We start from the raw sequence: 16,703 nt of genomic DNA, 5'->3' as shown, positions 1-16,703 counted from the left end.
CCGTTCAGTGGAACTGAAGGTCGCGAGCGGAGCGCTTGCAGGCTATTCGCAGCCGCTGTGAGTCGCCTGAATCTGCAGCGCACCGTTCAATTGCAAGCGCTGGCCGTTCTGCAGCTGCACACACAGCGAGCCCGGGCCGGCCGCCAAACTTCGGGGCAGATCGGGCAATTCGAGCTGCGCCAAGGTACGGCCCTCGCTCAAATCAATCAGACGCAGCCCTTGGCCTCGGCTGAGCACCAGGGTGTCGGGGGCCGGTCCTGCGCAGGACAGCTCCCAGGCTGGCCCCAGGCGCGCAGCCACGCGGCGGGCGTCCAGATTGAGCAGCAGGGCCTGGCCGCTGGCGCTGCAGGCGGCCAGATGGAAGTGCTGCGGGTGGGCCTGCAGCCGGGTCAAAGGCTCTGGCATGGGCATGCGGCGCAGGCCCAGATAGCCCTGGGTGGGCACGCCCTCGCCGAAGCGGAAATCGTGCACCAGGCCCTCGTAGAAGTCCTCGGCCAGCGGGTCCAGGTACAGCTCCCACAGCTCGCCCGCGCCGGCCGGGGCCAGCACCAGGCTGCGACGGGCGGCCAGGGCGGCGCTGGCCGCAAGCTTCTCGACCGGCTGGCCGGTCTTGGTGCGGCAAGGGTGCTGGGCCACGACCCGCAGTTCGCGGGTGTCCCGCAGGCTCAGCAGCGCGCCGCTGTGCGTCAGCAGCCACGCGCCATCGGCACTGAGGCACCAATGTTTCAGATCAGGCTCGAACTCGAACAGAGAGCCGTCGGGATGTCGCAGCTGCGGCCGATCAGGGGCCGCCGGCGCTGCCGCCCGGGCCACGCCAGAGGCACCCCAAGCGATGGCGCCCAGGAACAGGCGACGATCAAGCATGGTCGTGTATCCGAGTGTCCAGCGCGCGCAGCAGCTCGGCATCCAGTTCCCGCCAGGACAGCACACGGCCACCGTTGGCCTTGGCAAAGACTTGCGCCGTGGCGCTGTCGCCAAACGGCGGCAAATTGCCGTTGCGCATGGGGCCGCGCTCGCGCGAGCCGTGGACGTAATGGGCCTGGGTGGCATCCAGCCAGCGTCCGCTCGCGAAGTCCTGCACCCACAGGGCCGCCACGTCCGTTTGTTGCCGTCCGGGGCTGTAGCGCGTGGGCGCCTGCCACCACAGGGCCAGGGTCAGGGGCGAGTCAAAGAACTGGGCGCTGTCGTCAAGGTAGCGCAGCTGCGCAGCCCAACGGGGCTGGCGGGCCGGGAACATGCCGCAGACCGGGCAGCGCGCCTCGGCGGGCACGCGGCGCGGCGCCTGGGCGGGCAGCCCGGCCTGGGGGTCATAGGGCCAGGCCGGCGCGGTGATGCAGAGGTCCGACGGCAAGTCAGGCGCGGGGCGGCGGCGCAAGGCCAGCACCGTGCCGGCGCAGGCGCTGGCGGCCAAGGCGCCCAGGCCCAGTCGCAGGACGGTGCGGCGGCTCTGCGTCACAGCACGCTCACGCCGATCACATGCGGCTGTCGTGCAACGCGCCACCGCTCAGATCCACCATGGCGGGTGTGATGGCCGCATAGGCCAGCACCTCACCGCCCCACTCCTTGGCGAAGGCCTGGGCATCCTGCTGGCGGGCGAAGCTGGCCAGGGTCGGGCCCATGGAGCCCTTGCGCTTGCTGCCGCGCACGTAGTGGCAGGCCTTGGCGTCCACCCAGTGACCCTGGGGGCGCTCCCAGTCGGTTTGGCCCATGTCTTGCACATAGGCGGCGCGCACGACGCGCACTTGCTCGGGCTGCAGCAGCAGCGAGAACAGTTCAACCGTGTCGCATAGATAGGTGGGCTGCTCGGCGCCCTGGTAGTGGATCTGTGCCTTGGGGCCGGGGTAGTCGGCCAGCAGCATGCCGTCCAGTTCGCAGGAGGTGCCCGCCTGGAACTCAACCGGGCCTTGGGGCGCCTTGGATTCTTGGCTGCAGGCGCTGAAGAGGGGCAGGGTACTCAGAGAGGCCATGCAGGCCAGGCAGTGACGACGTTTCATGGCTTAAATCTCCAGATGGCGGCGCCCAGGGGCAGGGCAATCCAGGCGAGCAGGGCAGCGCCCAGCAAGGCCGGGTTGGCGAAGGCGGGCGGCACCAGGGTGCCCAGACTGCCGGCGCCCATCAGGCCGCCGACTTGGTCGAGGGTGAACACATTGGCGATGCGAAAGACATCGCAGGGGTTGGCCAGCAGCAGCCAGGCAAACCAATCGCCCGCCCATTGCCCGCCGCTGCCCACCAGCAGGCCTAGGAGGGCCAGGTCGAACACCAGCACGAACAAGAACCACAGCAGGATGGCCAGGCCCGAGGCGCGGGTGCGCTCCTTGGCCAGCACGGAAATCAGCAGGGCCAGGCTCAGAAAACTCAGCCCCAGCAGGGTGGCGCTGAGCACAAAGCCGCCGTAATGCAGCAGCGCGGCCGCTCCAAACTGGCGCCACAGCAGCACGCCCACCAGCGCAAAGCCGGCCAGGGTGGAGAGCGTGAGCGCCGTGGCCAGCCCCAGGAACTTGCCCAGCAGCAGCTCGGCGCGGCTGACCGGGTAGGCCAGCAGCAGTTCCAGCGAGCCGCGCTCGCGCTCGCCCACGACGGTGTCAAAGCCCAGCAGCAGCGCGATCAGGGGCAGCAGATAGATCACCAAGCTGACCAGGGAGCTGATCGTGTAGGCCAGGGACTGCGGGCCGATCTGACCCTGGGCGGCGCCGCCGAAGTAGGTGATGAGCAGCGAGAACAGGGTGAACACGCCGGCCACGGCCAGCACCCAGCGGTTGCGCAGGCGCTCTTTGAGTTCCTTGGCGGCGAGGGTCAGGATGGGCGAGGGCTGGGCGGCCCCTGAAGGCACCGGCATCGGGATCGGGATCGGGGTCGGAACGGCGGGGCCGTCTGCAGGCAGTAGGCTCATCGCGCCACTCCGAAGTACAGGTCTTCCAGGCTGGGCTCGTGGATCTGCAGGTCCTCCAGCTGCGCGGCCAGCGGTGCTAGGCGGGCCAGCAGGGTCATCTTGTCCGCGCGTTCACAGCGCAGGTGCAGCAGGCCGTCTTGATGGCGCGGCGCATGGGCGGCCCCGGCCACGCTGGCGGCCTGTTGCAGCAGCGCGGGGCTGCCGCGCAGCGCCACCTCGAGGGGCAGGGCAAGCTGCTCGCGCAGGGCCTGCACGCTGCCCTGCGCCACCACGCGGCCATTGGCCAGGATGGCGAGCCGGTCCACGCGCTGCTGCAACTCGGCCAGGATGTGCGAGGTGATGATCACCGTCACGCCTTGCGCGCGCAGCTCGGCCAGCAAGTCGTAGAACTCGCGAATGGCTTGCGGATCCAGGCCGTTGCTCGGTTCGTCCAGGAACAGTACCTGGGGGCTGCCCAACAGCGCCTGGGCCAGGCCCAGGCGTTGGCGCATGCCCTTGCTGTAGGTGCGCACCGGTCGGTCGGCCGCCGCCGTCAGCCCCACGCGGGCCAGCAGGGGTTCGATCTGTTCGGTCGAGGCGCCCTTGAGCCGGGCGAAGAAGGCCAGGGTCTCGCGGGCGTTCAGGTTGTCATAGAGCGCGAGCTGCTCGGGCAGATAGCCGATGCGGCGCCGGGCCTCGCGCCATTGCGGGCCACCTACCGCGCAGCCGGCCACTTCGACCGAGCCGCTGTCGGCCGTGGCCAGGCCCAGCATGATGCGGAACAGCGTGCTCTTGCCTGCGCCGTTGTGACCGATCAGGCCGAACAGTTCGCCGCGCGGCACCTGCAGGTCCACGCCATCCACGGCCTGCAGCGCGCCGAAGGCCTTGCGCACCGCCAGCAGGCGGATCGCGTCAGTGTGAGAAATGGCGTCCAAGCCAGTCCTTCCATTGGGTTTGCTGGGGCTGCATGCGCGGGTGGGCATCCACCACCGAGGGCGCGCGCAGCACCGGGAACTGCTGGCCCACCAGGCGCAGGGCCTGCACGGCCGGGCTGGCCAGTAGCAGGCGCATGCTGGGGTGGCGCCAGCTCAGTCGATCCACCAGGTCATTGGCCTCGAAGCGGACATCGCCCACACCGTCGCCGTTGCGGTCCCAGCCGAGGTAGTTGCTGAAATGGTTGCCCTGCGTGTGGTTGTGGGGATCTGCGCCGCCCCAGGCCTCGTCGCGGGTGCCGACATACTTGACCTGCTCGCGGTTGGCGATGAAGTCATTGCCCTGCACGGTGTTGCGGGTGGACAGTGCGGCCAGGTGCACGCCGATGCGGTTGTCTACCACCAGGTTGTTCTTCAGCGTCGCGTACTCGACGTCGTAGATGAAGAAGCCGCGCGCATTGCCGGCGATCACATTGCCCTCGATGACCGAGTCGGTGAGCGTCCTCAGCATGATGCCGTGGTCGCTATTGCCCCAGGTCTTGTTGTTGCGCACCACGTTGTCGCGCACCTCCATCAGGGCCAGGCCGCCGCGGTTGCGAAAGCTCTCGTTGCCCTCCCAGAGGTTGCGATAGCTGTTCATGTAGTGCGTGCCGTAGCGGCTGTGATGCAGCCGGTTGCCGCGAAAGATGGCGTCGTGCGAGACGTCCACATACAGGGCGTCGCGCACGAAGCTGATCTCGTTGTTCAGGATGCGGGCGCCCCGGGTGTTGTAGAGCTGGATGCCATTGCCGCGCTGCGGCGAGTTCAGGTCGCGCAGGCCGGTGATGTTGTTGCCCTCGGCCACCACGTCATTGGCCTTCTCGATCCACAGCCCGAACAGGTTGTAGGACAGCGCGCAGCGCCGGATCTGGGCCCGGTGGGCGCCGGGCGCGACCCAGATGCCGGCGTTCTGTTGGACCAGCTCGATGCCGCTGTTCTGCACGCGCAGGCCTTCCACCACCACATCGGGGGCTTTGATCGTCAGCGTGTGCCCAAAGCCTGCGCCGCTCAGCAGCGGGCGCTCGATGCCGCGCAGGGTCAGCGGCTTGCTGACGACGAAGTTGCCTTCGAAGCGGGCGCGCTCGATTTCCAGCACATCGCCCGCCTGGGCCTGGTCGATCGCGGCTTGCAGGTTCTCGCCGGGGCGCACGCGCAGCGTGGCGGCCTGGGTGCCGATGGCCCACAGGCAAAGCCCGAGCAAGCCGAGCTTGATCACACCAGGCGTCCCAGACCTTGGAGGCCCAAATACAGCACCGCGCCAATCAGCAAGTTCTTGAATCCCACGTAAGCCACCATGTCCAGCCAGCCAGCTTGGCGATATTGCGCCTTCCACCACGGGCCGTCCTTGATGAAGCTCATGCCTTTCTTCCTCAGCAGCACTTCATAGAGCGACCAGCCGATCCACCAGCCCACCACGGCGGCGGCCGAGAGCCGGCTCTGCCAGGCCAGCACCCAGGCCAGGGTGGCGGCCAAGGCCAGGCCGATGCCGGCGATTTGCAGCGCACCGGCCGTGCGCCAGGTGCTGGCGCGCCAGGGTAGGAGGTGATGGCAGAGCTCGGCCCAGAGCCAGGCCAGGCTGCGCTCGCGCGCCAGATGCGGCGGGGCAACCGGTTCGGTGGCGGTGCGTGGATCCTGTGCCGGAGCGATGGTGCGCGGCGACTCCACCGGAATGATGGGGATGAAGTAACCCTGGCGGTCGATGGCCGTCAGCGGCTGCCCCGTGCGCTCGCGCGCCTTGCGCTCCTTGGCCAGCGGCGGGCAGGCATGGGTGTCGGTGTAGAGCACCATGCAGTCCAGGCAGTGCAGGCACTCGCGGTGGTCGATGCGGCCGGCCGCGTCGATGGCCAGCGAGCCGCAGCCCTTGGCGCAGGCCCGGCAAGAGTTGCACTCGGCCTTGCGGCGCAGACCGAACCAGCGAAAGGTCGAGGGCAGGGCCAGCGAGGCGCCCAGCGGGCAGAGGTATTTGCAGTAGGGGCGCTCGATGAAGATCGCCACGCCCAGGATGGCCGCCACGAACAGGCCATAGGGCCAGCTGCGGTTCAGCACGCCGACCAGGAAGGTGGTCTTGAAAGGCTCCACCTCGGCCAGCATCTCGGCTGCCGTCATCGAAAACAGCGAGACCGCGAAGAGCCCGAAGAAGATCGCGTACTTCAGCTGCTTGAGCTTGTGGTGCAGGGCCACGGGCGGCAGGCGTTGCCAGCGCTTCAGGCCCAGCAGACCGGCCAGCTTGAACAGGCCCTCCTGCAGGGAGCCAAAGGGGCAGAGCCAGCCACAGAACAGGCCACGACCCCAGACGAAGGTCGTCAGGATGATGAAGACCCAGAAGCAGAAGATGAAGGGGTCGGAGAGGAAGAGCTCCCACTGCCACTGGAAGAGCAGTGAGTGGAACCAGGTCAGCACCTGGGTGATGGAGGGCTGGGCCAGCAGGCCAAAGCCGACAAAACCGATGGAGAGCGCCCAGGCCGTGTACTTGAAGCCGTTGACCGGCCATTTGTTCTTGTGGGTGGAGCGGCGTGTCAGGCGTTCGCGCTGCGAATACACCAGGGCCGTGGCCAGCAGCAGGGCGATGAAACCCGCCAAAGCGAAGGGGCGGGCGGCCCAGACCTTCTTCCAGGCGCTGCTGCCGTCATCCACCGCCGGGCGGCCGCCTTCCAGGCGCTCGTCGTCCAGCCAGTAGCGCTGCTCGAAGTTGGCGAAGCTGCGCTGGCCGGTGGCGCGGTCCACGCGGTTGCCCAGGAAGTTCAGGCGCCAGGGGTGGGCCGCGGAGAAGGCCTTGGAGCGCAGGATGAAGATCGCCGCCTCGCTGTACTCGGGGCTGCCGCTGGCCTGCAGGCTGTAGAGGTTGAGGTAGTCGGTGTCGCGGAAGGTGAAGAGGTCGCGGCCCTGCTTGATTTGGATGCGGTCGTAGATGCCGCCGCGCACGAAGCCCGAACCCTTGAAGCTTTCCTGGCCGGCGGTGCGGATGATGAAAAGCGCCTTGTCTTGCGGCTGCAGTCGGCTGCGCAGGCTCTCCCAATTCGTGCGGCCGAGCAGGGCCTGGCCGATCTCGGGGTGGTCCAGGCTGCCGAACCACAGCTCGATGAAGGGCTCGGGCCCCGGCGGCAGGCCCACCTGCTGGGGCGTGACCACCAGGCGCTGCACCGCGCCTTCGGACACCAGTTCAGACCAGCTCGGTAGCCGGCCGGCCAGCTTGAAGTGCGCCGGCTCGCGCACCGTGGGCGGCAGGATGCCGACCTGGGCGGCCACGGCCTGGCCCGAGGTGGTGATGACCTGGTTTTGCGCGATGACGGTGACGGTGGCGCCCGAGATCGCGTCCAGGTGCGTGGCCTCGCCGCCGCCGCCGCCGACTTCCAGTTGCTCGGCCACCGAGTGGCCCTTGTACTGGTCGTGGAATTTGGTGAGCGCGGACTCCGGGATGCCCAGCAGCAAGATGGGCTCAGAGTGCTTGAGCACCTTGAAACCGACGAAGCGCCCGGCCTTGTCCATGCCGATCAGCGTCACCACCGGCTTGCCCGAATAGGCGGGCGTGTCGGTGATGTCGGTGGATAGCATCACATAGCCCAGCAATTGGTTCTGGGCGTCGTAGGCCTCGACATAGGGCGGCTGGCCCAAGCGGCGCGAGAAGCGCACGGCACCGGGAAAGACATCGTTGCAGGCCACGCGCTCGCACAGTGCCGGGAAGCTGTGCAGATCGTCCGGCAGCCTGGCCTCATAGGCCTGGCCCCGGGCGCTGCCCGTCAGAAGAAAAAACGCGGCCACCAGGGCCGCGAGAAAGTGCAAGACCGGCATCGTTATTCAGCCTGTGTTCCGGGCTCGAGTCGGTTCACAAGCCCTCCCATTCGATTGAGGGGCAGCGGCAGGGCCGCCGCCCCAGGCACCATCACGCCTCGACGATCATGCGGGTGCGCATCTCCAGATGAAGCGCATGGCAGAAGTGCGTGCAGTAGCACCAGTACACGCCGGGTTCACCGGCCGTGAAGGTGACCGAGGCCGTCTCCTGCGGGTTGACGATGAAGTTGACGTTGTGGCCCGGGATCGCGAAGCCGTGCGTCAAGTCCTGCACCTTGTCCAGGTTGGTCAGGATCAGGGTCACTTCGTCACCACGTCGAACCTTGAACTCGCGCAAGCTGAAGGCTGGGGCCAGCGAGGTCATCTTGACCGTCACCTTCTTGCCGTTGCGCGTCACGCCGCTGTCCTTGGCATCCTTCACCGCGTGCGGGAACTCGTCGATGTTGTAGACGGCCTTGGGCTTGAGCAGATCGCGCTTGAAGAAGATGAAGTCATGCGGCTCGCCACGCACCGGGTGGTCGCCCAACAGGGCCATCTTCTCGCCGCTGATGTCGATCAACTGCTCGTTCTCGGGGTGCAGCGGGCCGACGGGCAGGAAGCGGTCTTTGGCGAACTTGCAGCCCACGGCCAGGAACTTGCCGTCGGCGGCCTTGGTCTCGCTCTGCGAGGCGTTGATGTGGCCGGGCTGGTAGTGCACGTCGATGCGGTCCACCACGTACTTGGCGGCCTTGTCGCCCTTGTGGAAGGCGATGGCCTTCTCGACGTTCCACTTGACCACCTGGCTGTCCAGGAACAGGGTGGTGAAGGCATTGCCGCGGCCGTCGAAGGCGGTGTGCAGCGGGCCCAGACCCAGTTCGACCTCGGCGGCGATGGCGCCGTCGAGCTTCTCCAGCTTGCCGTCAAACCACTCCAGCACCTTGGCCAGTTCGATCACCGTGGCGGTGGGCGAGAGCTTGCCGGCGCAGATGAAGTACTTGGCGTCGGGGCTGGCGTTCACGCCGTGCGGGTTCTTCGGAACACTCACATAGGCCGTCAGCGCCGTCTTGGGGTCCTTGTTGGACTCGCGGGTGCCGTCCACCACCGGCACTTTGGAGCTGCCGATGGTCTTGAACTTGCCCTCCTTCACCGCCGCTTCGATACGGGCGATGTTGAAGAACACGCAGCTGTCGCGCTCGGCGGACATCATGTCCTCGTACTTGGCGCCCATCTCGGTGTTGTACTGATTGGTGGCGGCGAGCTTGCCGTCGTAGCTGGTGGCCACCAGGTCGCAGTTGCCGTCCAGCAGCACCTGCCAGCGCACTTCCATGGTCTCGGCGTCCAGGCAGCTGAACAGCGAGCGGTACTGCTTCTCGTCCTCGGTGCCGGCGTTGGGCAGCGGGATGCTGAACTCGCCGCCACAGAACACGCGGGTGGTGTAGTTGATCGCCGGATCGACCGGATCGGCCTTGTCCGGGAAGATGCCGTGGAAGCCCTGCACATTGGGCAGCTGGGTGATCTTGTCGCAGACGAAGTAGTCCAGACGGATGCGCGCCACGCGGCTGTTGATCTTGTCGTTCACCCAGGCGTAGCGGCCGTCGTAGTTGCCGTCCTTGTAGGAGGCGTGCACATGGTGGGTGTCGGCCACGGTGTAGCGCAGCGAGCCATCGGCCTTGGTGCCCATGACCTTCTTGGACTCATTGGTGTGGCCCCAGCCCACCAGCGCATCGGGAACGAAGCAGGGGATGCGCAGGATTTCGCGTCCGCTGGGGATGCCCAGCACGCGGACGTCGCCGGTGTGGCCGCCGCTCCACAGGCCGTAGTAGCTGTCCAGCTCACCGGGCTTCAAGTGGGAGGCATTGGCGGCCGTCGCGTGGCCGGCCGGCGCGCTGCCGGCTGCCGGAGCGGTGGCGTTGCCGCCCTTGTCCGAGCAGGCCGCCAGGCCGGCCGTCAGGCCAACGATGGCGGTGGTGTTGAAGAAGCGCCGACGACCGAGCTCGGGCGTGGCTTCTTGGGGGGTCTTGTTGTCGCTCATGGCATCACCTTGGGTCGTGGTTCAGAAAGAGGCGGGCGGGCCGCGTGCCAGCGCGGTGCCCAGGTAGGAAGCGGGGATCTCGGCGCAGGGCCGGCGCAGGGCCGGTGCGTGCGGCAAGGCGGGAAGGGGGGGCGGCTGCAGCTCGACCGGCGGCGGCGCAACGGCCGGGAGGCAGGCGGCGCACTGCAGACTGTGATCGGACGGCACCAGGGCGGCATCGGGGCTGCGGCACAGGTCGTCGCTGGCGCGCAGCCACGGGGACGCCACGGCCGCGCCCAGGGTCAGCAACCACAGCAGCAGCACCCCACTGGCCCAGCGGCGCAAGGGGCGCAGCCGGTGGAAGGTGAGGGGCAGGGTAGGGTGGCTCATGGACGGAGCGCATCCTTCGCTCCTTAGGGGGGGCGCGCCTTGAACCAGTTCAAGAAGGTCCGGATTTCGAGATTCCTTGATCCAGTCCCTGTTCGCCGGCGGGGAGCGCGGCGAGCATGCGCGCGTTCAATCTCTCGGAGACCCCGATGAAAAAGCTTTCCATCGCCCTGTCCCCTTTGGCACTGGCTGTTTTGCTGACGGCCTGTGGCAAGAAGGACGAGACCCCGGCGGCCAGCACCACCCCCGCCCAGCCGGTGGCTGCTGATACGGCGCCTGCCGCCGCACCGTCACCCACAGCGGAACTCGGCAAGTCCATCTACGGCAAGACCTGCGCGATGTGCCACGGTGCGGGTGTGGCCGGCGCGCCCAAGCCTGGTGACAAAGCCGACTGGGCACCGCGCATCGCCCAGGGCAATGACACGCTCTACAAGCACGCCATCGAGGGCTTCACCGGCACCAAGGGCATGATGCCCGCACGCGGCGGTGGCGCTTCCTTGACCGATGAGCAGGTCAAGGCGGCGGTCGACTTCATGGTCGGGCAATCGAAGTAAGGCGGACACGATGGGCCTGCCGCGTTTGAACCGACGTCGCTTCGCTCAGGGGGCGCTGTTGGCGCCCTGCATGGAGCTGGCGCTGGCAGGGCCCGACGTGCAGCGCCAGAGCAGGGTCCTGATGGGCACGCGGGTGCAGATCGTGGCGCCCGGCCGTGCAGCAGACTTGGCGCCCGCCCTGGCGGCTGCCTGGGCCGAGATGGCGCGGCTGGAGGCCCTGCTCAGTCGCTATCGCGACGACAACCCCGTGGCCGCACTGGCCGCGCGAGCCGGTCGCCAGCCCCTGCGGGTGGCGCCCGAGCTGGTGGCGGTGTTGCAGCAGGCTCGGACGGTGTCGGCCCGCAGTGCGGGGGCCTTTGACGTCACAGTGGGCGCTTACCGTGATTGGCATTTCGAGTCGGGCGAACCAGTCTCTCAGCCGCCCAGCGCCGAGCGCCTGCGAGCCCAGGCGCGCCAGGTGGATTGGCGCGCCATCGAGATCGACGGTGAGCAGGTGCTGCTGAACCGCCCTGGCATGCGCCTGGATCTGGGCGGTATCGCCAAGCTACCCATCCTGGCCGCTGGACTGCAAACCTTGCGTCAGCACGGGCTGAGAGATGCACTCATCGATGGCGGTGGTGACATCGGCGCGATGGGCCAAATCGACGGCCGGCCTTGGCGGGTGGGCTTGCGCGACCCGCTGGCGCCCCAGCGACTGCTGGGCACGGTCGCCGTGCGCGACGGCTGGGTGGCGTCCTCAGGGGACTATGAGCGGAGCTTTGTGCACCAGGGCCGCCTCTATCACCATGTGTTGGACCCGCGCAGCGGCGAGCCGGCGCAGGGCTTGCACGGCATCAGCCTGATGGCCTCGGACTGGCGATCGATCAACGGGCTGGGGACGGCCCTGATGGTGCGTGGCTTGGGCGCGATTGAGCGCTGGACGGGTCCATCGATTCAGGCGGTGGCCGTCGCGCCGGGGGCGCGTCGGTGGCAAAGCCTCAGTCTTAGGCTAGCCAGCGCTTGAGGTAGGTCTCCAGCCGTGCTGCGTGGCTCGCATTGGCGGCCTCGATGCGTGCCTGAACTGCAGGATCCAAGCGCGGACTGAAGGCGGTGTAGAGGGCCCGGATGGGCACGTCCAAGGGGCGTAGCGCCAACTCCAGGCCTTCGGCACGCGCATGCCAGGCGGGGGTGGCGGGGTTGGAGAAATACCCGCCATCGAGTTGGCCGCGCGCCACCCGTGTGAGGATGCTGCGCTCCCAGACCAGCACGCTGGTCAGGTCCCACTGGATGCGCGGGCGCTCCAGTTCGGGCGGCAGCGGGCTGCCTTGGATCCAGCCGATGCGATGCCGATCCAAGTCTTCGGGCTGAAGGCGGGCCTTGTCGGCCAGCGGATGGTCGGGTCGCAAGGCCAGTACGGACTCGAAGCGCCAATGGCTTTGGGCTGCGAAACGCACCTGCGTGAATCGCTCCGGGGTCGCGGTCAACATGGGGCAGCAGTCCACGCCGCCTTCTTGCAACTCCCGCAGCAGCCGGGGCACGGTCATCAAGCTCTGCCACTGCAAGGCCAGACCCGCATGCGGCGCCACTTCCTTGGCGAAGTAGTCCACCAGAGCACCGATCGGCCCTCGGCCAGCATCCATCACATACGGGGTGACGCCAAAGCTGCCGATGCGCAAGGGGCGCGCAGCCGGGTTTGAATGAGCGGCGCCCGCCAGTGCGCAACTCAAGCCCAGCCCCAGCCCGAAACTGTGGCGCCGGGTGAAGGCTTTCACGGCAGGCTGTCCAGCCACTGGGTACGCAGGCGTGCCAACTCGCCTGAGCGCTGCATTTGCTGCAACTCCTGCGTGATGGACTGGTGCAGTGCGTCGGCTTGGGGATGCTTGCGGCTGAGCATGAGGTGAAAGCGACTGGGCAGGCGATCGGCAATCTCACCGCGCACCAGTTCGCGATCCCAGTCGGCTGGCAGCTGCTCTTGGGCGGCCAGTCCGAGCAGCACGCCTTCGTTGATCAGGGCCACATCCACGCGTTGCAACTTCAGCATCTGCAGAAGCGAGCCGTAGTTGGGGGCACGGATCAGCCGATCACTGGGCACGGCGTCCAACTGCGAATAGCTGTAGCCGTGCAGTGCCCCAATGCGCAGGGGCAGCAGATCGGTCTGGGTGCGCAGCGTCAGGCCCTGCGGAAACTGGCTGCGCCGCCACAGCACCAGCAGGCGGGTCTCGTAGATCACCGGGCTGATCAGGTAATCACGTTCGCGCTCGGGGGTGCGGATGGCATTGAGCAACCCGATCCGCTCGCCCTGGCGCACGGCCTCTTGGCAGCGTTTCCAGGGCAGCATGTCGATGCGGGGTTCAAAGCCCAGGCGCTGGCCCAGCAGGCGCAGCAGTTCGACCGTGAAGCCGGTCAGTTCCTGGGTGCGCTGGCCACCCTCGCGGCGGTACTGGGTGTAGGGGGGCCACTCATTGGCGTCGTCACAAAAGCTAAACGTCGGCAAGGTGGCGGCCGCGCTGGGCAGAGCATGCCCACACAGCAGGAGTGCGATAACGATGAACAAATGCCGACCCATGGCGTCAGCGTAGCGCCTCAGGCTCGGTCCCGCCGTGCCGACTTTCCCGGTCAACGCACGAGGATGCGGCCCTTCATGTCCGGATGCGGACCGCACACATAGGGGTAGTCTCCGGCCTGGTCGAATCGGCGCTCCCAGTGCTCGCCGGGCAGCAGCCGCTCGCTCTCGGGCTGGTCGGCGAACAGCAGCGAATGGCTGGTGCGCTTTTCTTGGTTGGTCCAGCGCACCGTTTCGCCGCTTTGCACCTGCAACTCAGCGGGCATGAACTGCATGCCCGAGATGGTGACCTCGTGGGGAGCGCGGGACTGTGCCCCCACGCGAGGTGCCAGCAGCGCCGCCGCCGAAACCGGCAAGGCCAGTAAACCGAAGAAGGGGCGGCGCTGCATGGCGAACTTACTGCTTGTTCGCGGTCAGGTCGGCCTTGGCGTCCAGACCGAGGGTGTAGCCCAGCGAGACCTGGTGGAAGCGGCCGGCGGCGTGGTCGTCGTGGATGGCAAAACCGAAGTTCACGGTCTTGCCCGGAGCCAGCGCGATATCGCCTTCGCCCCCACTGAGCTTGCGCGTGAAGACCACGACCCACTCGTCGCCCTTCTTCTCGCCCTTGGCATCCACCAGGGCCTTGCCGCCTTCCATCACGCGCTTGTCGGCCACATGGCCGTCGAACTTGCCGCCCTTGCTGGTCCACTGGATCAGGTCGTAGAACTTGCCGCCGGCCAGGTTGGCGTCGGCCACGTACTTGGTCTTCTTGTCGTCCTTGCCCTCGGGCATGGTGCGGCTGTCGCCGTGGCAGGTCTCCCAGCAGCCACTCAGGTTGGCGCGGGTGATCTTGTTGTCCTCCAGCATCACGGCCAGTTTGACGGCGTTGTCCTTGTCCATCTTCTCGGCGCCGCCCGCGGGCTGCTTCCAGCTGAAGCGCAGATAGAGGTTGGCGCCGTCATGCGCGGCCTGCACGGCAACGGGAATGGCCGGCGCCTTGCCCTTGATGGGCTTGGGCTCGTTCTTCTGGCCGCTGGCCATCTTCTTGCCCATGTCGGCCGTTTCTTCGTGGTGGCAGCTGGCGCAGCTCTCACCTTTCTTGAGGGCACGGGCGCCGCCGTGCTCGCTGCCCTTGGTGATCCACTCGATCGGCGAGGCGCCCGGGTAGAAGACGGTGAACTTGGCGGCGGGGACCTTGCTCCAATCTGGCGCGGCGGCATGGGCTGCACCCGTGGAAACCAGCAGGGCGGCGGCGATGGCGTTGAGTTTGTTCATGGCGTGGCTCCTTATTCCTCGTCCTCGGGCATGCCCTTGGGTTTGTGGTGGGCGATGCCCTTGTGGCAGTCGATGCAGGTCTCGTTGTTCTTGGCGGCCAGCTCGTGGCTCTTCTTGGCGCGCGGCTTCTGCTTTTCCTTGTCCATGCTGGTCAGGGTGTGGCAGTTGCGGCATTCCAGCGAGTCGTTGGCCTTCATGCGCGCCCACTCGCTTTGCGCCAGTTGCAGGCGCTTGGCCTCGAACTTCTCGCGTGTGTCGATGGTGCCCATGACCTTGCCGTAAAGCTCACGCGAGGCCTGGATCTTGCGTTTCATCTTGGGCCACCATTCCTTGGGGACATGGCAGTCCGGGCAGGTGGCGCGTACACCGGTTCGGTTGGTGTAGTGAATGGTGTTCTCGGAATATTCCTTGTACACGTTGTCCTTCATCTCATGACAACTGATGCAAAAGGCTTCCTTGTTGGTGGCTTCCAGCAGGGTGTTGAAGCCGCCCCACAGCACCACGCCCGCGATCACGCCGAACAGCAGCAGCGCACCGAGAGAGAAGCGGCTGGGCTGGCACAGCCCGCCGCACAGGCGTTTGAGCAGTCCGGGCCGAGAGTCGGAGGTGGACATGGGGGCTCCTTGTTGTTCTAGGTTTGAAAGGCCCCAGCGGGCGAACCCGCCAGGGCCGCACGGACATCAATAGACGTCGTGCTGGGTGTTGAAGACGTTGAACTTGCCGGTCGGCGTGACGATGCGCGGATCGGTGATCACTTTCTTCAGCTTGAGCGTCTTGTCGTCATAGATGACGATGGCGCTCTGATCGGTCTTACCGCCCCACAGGCTGATCCAGACCTCGTCGCCCGCCTCGTTGTACTCGGGGTGGGTGGCGCGGCGCAGGGCCTTGGTCTCGGGCAGTCCGCTGTCCTTGGCCACGTCGAGCTTGACCGGGGCCTTGTTCAGATCTTTCAGGTCGTACACATAGACGGCCTCGGCGTTCTCACGCTCGGGGTTCATCGGCATGTCGGCCCACAGATGGGTGGACTTGGGGTGCGTCTTGACGAACAGATTGCCCGCGCCGCCGGTCTTCAGCTCTTGCACGACCTTCCAGTTGTGCGCCTTGAACTTGGCGTGTTCCTTCTTCTCGGAGGGCGTGGAGATCAGGGTGATCACCGCGTCGCCCAAGTGGCCGGTGGCCCACACCGGACCATAGGTCGGGTGCACAAAGTTGGCACCACGGCCCGGGTGCGGGATCTTCTTGGTGTCCACCAGGGCGGCGAGCTTGCCCGTCTTGGTGTCCACTGCTGCGATCTTGTGCGAGGCATTGGCGGCCACCAGGAAGTAGCGCTTGCTCATGTCCCAGCCCCCGTCGTGCAGGAACTTGGCGGACTCGATCGTCGTGGTCTTCAGGTTCTTGATGTCGGTGTAGTCCACCAACATGATTTGCCCGGTTTCCTTGACGTTCACGACCCATTCGGGCTTGCTCATCGAGGCCACGATGGAGGCCACGCGTGGCTCGGGGTGGTACTCGCCATCCACCGTGTTGCCGCGGGTCGAGACGATCTTCATGGGTTTGAGCGACTCGCCGTCCATGATCGAGTACTGGGGCGGCCAGTAGGTGCCGCCGATCAGGTACTTGTCCTCATAGCCCTTGAACTTCGAGGTGTCCACCGAGCGGGCGTCGGCACCCAGCTTGACCGTGGCCACCGTGGTCGGGGTCTCGTACCAGAGGTCGATCAGGGTCACCAGGCCGTCACGGCCCACGGTGTAGACATAGCGGCCCGAGGCCGACATGCGCGAGATGTGCACCGCGTAGCCGGTGTCCAGCACCTGCCAGATCTGCTTGGTGTCGCCGTCGATCAGCGCCAGCTTGCCGGTGTCGCGCAGGGTGATGGCGAAGACGTTCTTCAGATTGATCTTGTTCATCTGCTTCTTGGGGCGCTGGTCCACGGGCACCAGCAGCTTCCAGGAAGCTTCCATGTCTTTCAGGCTGAACTCGGGCGGCACATCGGGGGTGCGCTGGATGTAGCGCGCCATGATGTTGATCTCGTCCTTGGACAGGATGTCGTCGTAATTGACCATGCCGCCCTCGGTGCCGAGGCCGATGATCTTTTCCAGGCGCTGGGTGCCCAGCTTCAGGGTGCCGCCCTCCTGGGTCGAGCCATCCTTGGCGGTTTTCTTCCAGTGCGGCTCCAGGTTCTTGCCGGTGGCGCCTTTGCGCAGCACGCCATGGCAGCCGGCACAGCGCTCGAAGTAAATCTTCTTGCCGGTCTCGATCTCGGCCTGGGTCATTTCGGGGGCGCCCGTTTGGGCCTGCACCCCCACCGCCAGCAAGGCGCTCATGGCCAGCGTGGACAGTTTGGGAG

17 protein-coding genes are annotated in these 16,703 nt (G+C 66.9%); 2 read left to right on the top strand and 15 right to left on the bottom strand.

Annotation, left to right across the window (positions count from 1 at the left end; genetic code table 11):
• Positions 1–42 precede the first annotated feature (42 nt).
• The 9 genes from FF090_RS15405 to FF090_RS15365 form a co-directional block, all read right to left on the bottom strand.
• Positions 43–864, bottom strand: a complete 822-nt coding sequence (locus FF090_RS15405; protein ID WP_138857561.1) for a hypothetical protein — start codon at positions 862–864, stop codon at positions 43–45.
• Entirely contained in the window at positions 857–1,456 is a 600-nt protein-coding gene (locus FF090_RS15400; protein ID WP_138857560.1) for a nitrous oxide reductase accessory protein NosL, read from the bottom strand. Before FF090_RS15400 ends, FF090_RS15405 begins: the two co-directional genes overlap by 8 nt.
• Positions 1,457–1,472: 16 nt before the next feature.
• Positions 1,473–1,994: a nitrous oxide reductase accessory protein NosL gene (locus tag FF090_RS15395; RefSeq protein WP_138857559.1), complete on the bottom strand. Its 522-nt coding sequence runs from the start codon at positions 1,992–1,994 to the stop codon at positions 1,473–1,475.
• The gene (locus FF090_RS15390; RefSeq protein WP_138858417.1) at positions 1,991–2,836 is read right to left on the bottom strand and encodes an ABC transporter permease; all 846 of its coding nucleotides are present in this window, start codon (positions 2,834–2,836) and stop codon (positions 1,991–1,993) included. The genes FF090_RS15395 and FF090_RS15390 overlap by 4 nt, the downstream gene beginning before the upstream one ends.
• A gap of 50 nt (positions 2,837–2,886) precedes the next feature.
• Positions 2,887–3,852 carry an ABC transporter ATP-binding protein gene (locus FF090_RS15385; RefSeq protein WP_138857558.1) on the bottom strand — a complete coding sequence of 322 codons (966 nt, stop codon included), beginning with the start codon at positions 3,850–3,852 and terminating at the stop codon, positions 2,887–2,889.
• Positions 3,782–5,056 (bottom strand): nitrous oxide reductase family maturation protein NosD, encoded by a 1,275-nt coding sequence (locus tag FF090_RS15380; RefSeq protein ID WP_246071438.1) that lies wholly within the window; start codon positions 5,054–5,056, stop codon positions 3,782–3,784. The genes FF090_RS15385 and FF090_RS15380 overlap by 71 nt, the downstream gene beginning before the upstream one ends.
• Positions 5,053–7,629: a NosR/NirI family protein gene (locus FF090_RS15375; RefSeq protein WP_138857557.1), complete on the bottom strand. Its 2,577-nt coding sequence runs from the start codon at positions 7,627–7,629 to the stop codon at positions 5,053–5,055. Before FF090_RS15375 ends, FF090_RS15380 begins: the two co-directional genes overlap by 4 nt.
• 91 nt (positions 7,630–7,720) lie before the next feature.
• Positions 7,721–9,640, bottom strand: a complete 1,920-nt coding sequence (gene nosZ / locus FF090_RS15370) for a TAT-dependent nitrous-oxide reductase (RefSeq protein WP_138857556.1) — start codon at positions 9,638–9,640, stop codon at positions 7,721–7,723.
• Positions 9,641–9,661: 21 nt separating this feature from the next.
• Entirely contained in the window at positions 9,662–10,009 is a 348-nt protein-coding gene (locus FF090_RS15365; protein ID WP_138857555.1) for a hypothetical protein, read from the bottom strand.
• Positions 10,010–10,155: 146 nt separating this feature from the next.
• On the opposite strand from FF090_RS15365, the gene FF090_RS15360 reads away from it, so the two are divergent.
• Entirely contained in the window at positions 10,156–10,560 is a 405-nt protein-coding gene (locus FF090_RS15360) for a c-type cytochrome (protein WP_138857554.1), read from the top strand.
• Between the two features lie 10 nt (positions 10,561–10,570).
• Positions 10,571–11,563, top strand: a complete 993-nt coding sequence (locus FF090_RS15355) for an FAD:protein FMN transferase (RefSeq protein WP_138857553.1) — start codon at positions 10,571–10,573, stop codon at positions 11,561–11,563.
• Here the strand turns inward: FF090_RS15355 and FF090_RS15350 are convergent.
• The 6 genes from FF090_RS15350 to FF090_RS15325 all read right to left on the bottom strand — a co-directional run bounded on the left by FF090_RS15350 (position 11,544) and on the right by FF090_RS15325 (position 16,680).
• Complete coding sequence (locus FF090_RS15350; RefSeq protein WP_138857552.1) at positions 11,544–12,311, bottom strand: substrate-binding periplasmic protein; 768 nt, start codon at positions 12,309–12,311, stop codon at positions 11,544–11,546. The two genes, FF090_RS15355 and FF090_RS15350, sit on opposite strands and share 20 nt — an antisense overlap.
• Positions 12,308–13,105, bottom strand: a complete 798-nt coding sequence (locus tag FF090_RS15345; RefSeq protein ID WP_138857551.1) for a substrate-binding periplasmic protein — start codon at positions 13,103–13,105, stop codon at positions 12,308–12,310. The genes FF090_RS15350 and FF090_RS15345 overlap by 4 nt, the downstream gene beginning before the upstream one ends.
• A gap of 50 nt (positions 13,106–13,155) precedes the next feature.
• Entirely contained in the window at positions 13,156–13,491 is a 336-nt protein-coding gene (locus tag FF090_RS15340) for a plastocyanin/azurin family copper-binding protein (RefSeq protein ID WP_138857550.1), read from the bottom strand.
• A 7-nt stretch (positions 13,492–13,498) separates the two neighbouring features.
• Positions 13,499–14,356 carry an ethylbenzene dehydrogenase-related protein gene (locus tag FF090_RS15335; RefSeq protein ID WP_138857549.1) on the bottom strand — a complete coding sequence of 286 codons (858 nt, stop codon included), beginning with the start codon at positions 14,354–14,356 and terminating at the stop codon, positions 13,499–13,501.
• Between the two features lie 11 nt (positions 14,357–14,367).
• Positions 14,368–14,970, bottom strand: a complete 603-nt coding sequence (locus FF090_RS15330) for a NapC/NirT family cytochrome c (RefSeq protein ID WP_138857548.1) — start codon at positions 14,968–14,970, stop codon at positions 14,368–14,370.
• A 66-nt stretch (positions 14,971–15,036) separates the two neighbouring features.
• Positions 15,037–16,680: a nitrite reductase gene (locus tag FF090_RS15325; protein ID WP_246071586.1), complete on the bottom strand. Its 1,644-nt coding sequence runs from the start codon at positions 16,678–16,680 to the stop codon at positions 15,037–15,039.
• Positions 16,681–16,703 lie beyond the last annotated feature (23 nt).

It is taken from the genome of Inhella inkyongensis (assembly GCF_005952805.1).
GTDB classification, from domain to species: Bacteria; Pseudomonadota; Gammaproteobacteria; order Burkholderiales; family Burkholderiaceae_C; genus Inhella; species Inhella inkyongensis.
Note: the sequence above shows the minus strand (reverse complement) of the source record. Positions and strands in the feature narration are given on the sequence as shown.